The sequence below is a fragment of the Cupriavidus sp. HPC(L) genome (assembly GCF_000307735.3).
Lineage (GTDB): Bacteria > Pseudomonadota > Gammaproteobacteria > Burkholderiales > Burkholderiaceae > Cupriavidus.
In genome coordinates, this window is the sequence record NZ_AMPR02000269.1 from 1 (window position 1) to 3561 (window position 3561).

General features: G+C 66.2%; 2 protein-coding genes. Both read left to right on the top strand.

The features are described from left to right. Positions 1 to 690: 690 nt before the first annotated feature. Positions 691 to 1983 carry an MFS transporter gene (locus B551_RS15380; protein ID WP_023264457.1) on the top strand — a complete coding sequence of 431 codons (1293 nt, stop codon included), beginning with the start codon at positions 691 to 693 and terminating at the stop codon, positions 1981 to 1983. Between the two features lie 508 nt (positions 1984 to 2491). Beyond that, positions 2492 to 3544 (top strand): LuxR family transcriptional regulator, encoded by a 1053-nt coding sequence (locus B551_RS15385; RefSeq protein WP_156526502.1) that lies wholly within the window; start codon positions 2492 to 2494, stop codon positions 3542 to 3544. The last annotated feature ends 17 nt before the right edge of the window (positions 3545 to 3561 follow it).

The window sequence follows — 3561 nt, forward strand, 5'->3', positions numbered from 1 at the left end:
ATAGCTCATCGTGACCTCGAAACGAAGGCCGGGCGAGGCACCATGCCGATGCGGACGCGCCCTGACCCGGGGCGCCGACATCAGACCGCGCGTCGATGAAGGCCCCGTGACGACACGAACCCTCGTGGTGCGAAGCGCCGCCGCTGCTGCGCTGCACAGCGATATCCCTACGAGTCTCCGTAGCCCATGCCCTGCCCCGCTTGCCGCTGGCGCGCCGTATGCTTACGCGTTGCTCTCGCATGGAGACAGGGACTTCCCGTCGTTCCCGCGAAAGCGGGATTCCAGCGTCTTTTGCAAGCCACTGGGTCCCCGCTTTCGCGGGGACGACAGCCGGTCGGCCGCTCGTCGCCATGCCATTTGGCGACATCGCGTCATCGGGGAAAACCCGATATCCACCTGGGTGCGCGGGAATGCCAGATTGGCCGGGGCCCGCGTATTGACCGAGATTTAGAGGTGATCTCAATTTTTTCTTATGAGGACCCAAGCTAAAAAATAGTTGGACGAGCCGCCCGGCGAATTTGAAGAATGCAGATGCCGGGGGACGTCCATCCATGCATGACAGGTTCCCGCAGACCGCCGCGAGTCATTCGGCTTCGCCGCGGGCAATCCGCCTGCAAGTGGGGACGCGCGCTCTGGCCCGGATCCAGCCTGTACCGACGCACCGCGACGAGACACCACGACGAGGAACGCATGGAAACGCAGATTGGCAGCATGCAGGGGGAGCAGCAGAGCCGACCGTCGACTGGCCTCTTTGCCTGGTATCGCGACATCACGCCGGGCGAGCGCCGCACGTTCTGGAGCTGCAAGGTCGGCTACGCGCTCGACGCGATGGATACGCAGTTCCTCAGCTTCGTGATTCCGACGCTGATCGCGACCTGGGGCATCACGCGCGGCGATGCGGGCTTCATCGGCACCGCCACGCTGCTGACCTCGGCCGCGGGCGGCTGGATCGCCGGCATCCTGTCCGATCGCATTGGCCGCGTGCGCACGCTGCAGCTGACCATCGTCTGGTTTGCCTTCTTCACCTTCCTGTGCGGGCTCGCGCAGAACTACGAACAGCTTCTGATCGCCCGTGCGCTGATGGGCTTCGGCTTCGGCGGTGAATGGACCGCGGGCGCGGTGCTGATGGGCGAGGCGATCCGCTCGCAGGACCGCGGCAAGGCGGTCGGCATGGTGCAGGCGGGATGGGCGCTCGGCTGGGGCATGTCGGCGCTGCTGTATGCGCTGGTGTTCAGCATCCTGCCGCCCGAGACCGCCTGGCGCGCGCTGTTCCTGATCGGCCTGCTACCGGCGGTGTTCGTGATCTTCCTGCGGCGCCTGGTCAAGGAGCCCGAGGTCTATGCCGAGCACAAGGCCAAGGAAGCAGCCTCCGAGCAGAAGACCTCGTTTGCCGCGATCTTCTCGCCGAAGCTGCTGTCGATCACGCTGCGCGCCGCGCTGCTGACGACGGGCGCACAAGGCGGCTACTACGCGATCACGACCTGGCTGCCGACCTTCCTGAAGACCGAGCGCGGCTTGACGGTGCTCGGCACCGGCGGCTATCTGGCGATGGTGATCGTCGGCTCGTACCTGGGCTATATCACCAGCGCCTATCTGACCGACCGCATCGGCCGCAAGCGCAATTTCATGCTGTTCGCGCTGTGCTCGATGGCGATCGCGCTGATCTACACGCAGATCCCGGTCAACGACACCGTGATGCTGATGCTCGGTTTCCCGCTGGGCTTCTTCGCCTCGGGCATCTTCGCCGGCATGGGCGCCTTCCTGACCGAGCTGTTCCCGACCAGCGTGCGCGGTTCCGGCCAGGGCTTCTGCTACAACGTGGGCCGCGCCATCGGTGCGCTGTTCCCCTTCCTGATCGGCCATGTCAGCCAGACCATGCCGCTGGGACAGACGATCGGCGTGTTCGCCGCCGGCGCCTACGGCGTGCTGATCATCGCCGCGCTGACGCTGCCCGAAACGCGCGGCAAGACGCTGGAAGCATGAGGGATCGGAGAACGCATGCGCGCGGCGATAACCCTTCAGGGTCTAAGGAAAGTGGCGTATATACAACATCGTCGCGGCATCGCATCAACCGGCCGCAGGCCTTGCCGTATCGCCGTTCGCGGGCATCGCGATGGATGGCAATGCGGCCCCGCATCGCACGGTTGGAATGCGCGTTCGATGTCATGACATCTTGGCTTGCAATAATTTGGCCGGCGCCGGATGGCAGCAGCAGCACCAGCAGTGACCGATGGCGCCATCACGGTTTCGCACCACCACAGCATCGATATCGATAGCAATAGCGGCCGCGCAACGCACGGCACGCACAACACCGGGCACGCCGCACCGCGGCGCCATCCGGGTTTTCCGACGGGAATGGGTCAGCAGTATGTTGGGCTTTGCCTGAAGGCCTGGCCAGCGGGCGCGCTATGTCGCCAGCGGACCAAGGCATGGCAAGCCTTCACGCTGTCGCGTCAATGCGGCAGCCATACGCATTTGTCGGAGGCGATCGATGGAAAAAGTAGTGGAAGCCGGCCTGGGCCGCGACACCAGCCTGTCGCGGACCCTGAGAGCCGACCTGCCGCGCGCCACAAGCGACGGCACGTCGGCGCGCGGTCCACGCGGCCTGCCCCCCGTGACGGGCCCCCACGGCATCAAGGTATTCGGCGAACGGCATATCGTTCCCGTCCAGCGGCGCACGCGCCAGGGCGGCATGCCGGGGCTGGTCGAGGCCATGCTGCGCGAAAGCTCGCATGAATCGCGCACCGCGCTGATGCAGTCGGCGATCCGGGGGATCGGCTTCGACTGGCTCGGCTATGGCACCGCCACCACCGTCAGCGGGCAGGTGCAGATGCGCACCTTCCTCGATACCTACTCGCATCCGGGCTGGCGCGACTACTACCTGCGCGAGCGCTACTACGAGGTGGATCCGCGCCAGCCGCGGCCCGGCACCTTCGGCCTGCCGCTGGTGTGGGACGTCAGCGACCTGGAGCGCAGCACCTCCGGCGGCACGCAGGCGCTGCGGCTGCGCCGTTTCCTCGACGATCTGCGCGACGCCGGCATCCGCAGCGGCGTGTTCCTGAACCTGCCGATGCCGGGCACCAGCGACTTCGTCGCGATCAGCTTCGCCTCGGGCATCGAGAGCCGCCGCTGGATCGGCGACCCGGTGATCGGCCAGGCCTTGACCGTCGGCTTCGCGCTGCACGAGTTCCTGACCTGCCATGCCGATATCCCGGCGCTGGGCGGCACGCAGCGCGATGGACTATCGGAGGTCCAGCGCGACATCCTGGCTTGTCTTGCGCAAGGGCTGTCGGACAAGCAGATCGCCAACCGCATGGAGATGTCGATCTTCAACGTCGACTACCACATGCGCCGGCTGCGCAGCCATTTCGGCGTGCGCAATCGCGTGCAACTGGCGCATGCGGCGACGATGCAGGACCCAACCTTGATCGCCACGGCGGTGGAGAGGATGGATCGGGCGGAGAGGATGGAGCGTGGGGGCAATGGTGCCCGCGAGCGCGCCGGGGCGGGATATCGCGCGGAAGAGGCGCTGGTCGATTGCTAGGGGCGGTTGCCCTCTCC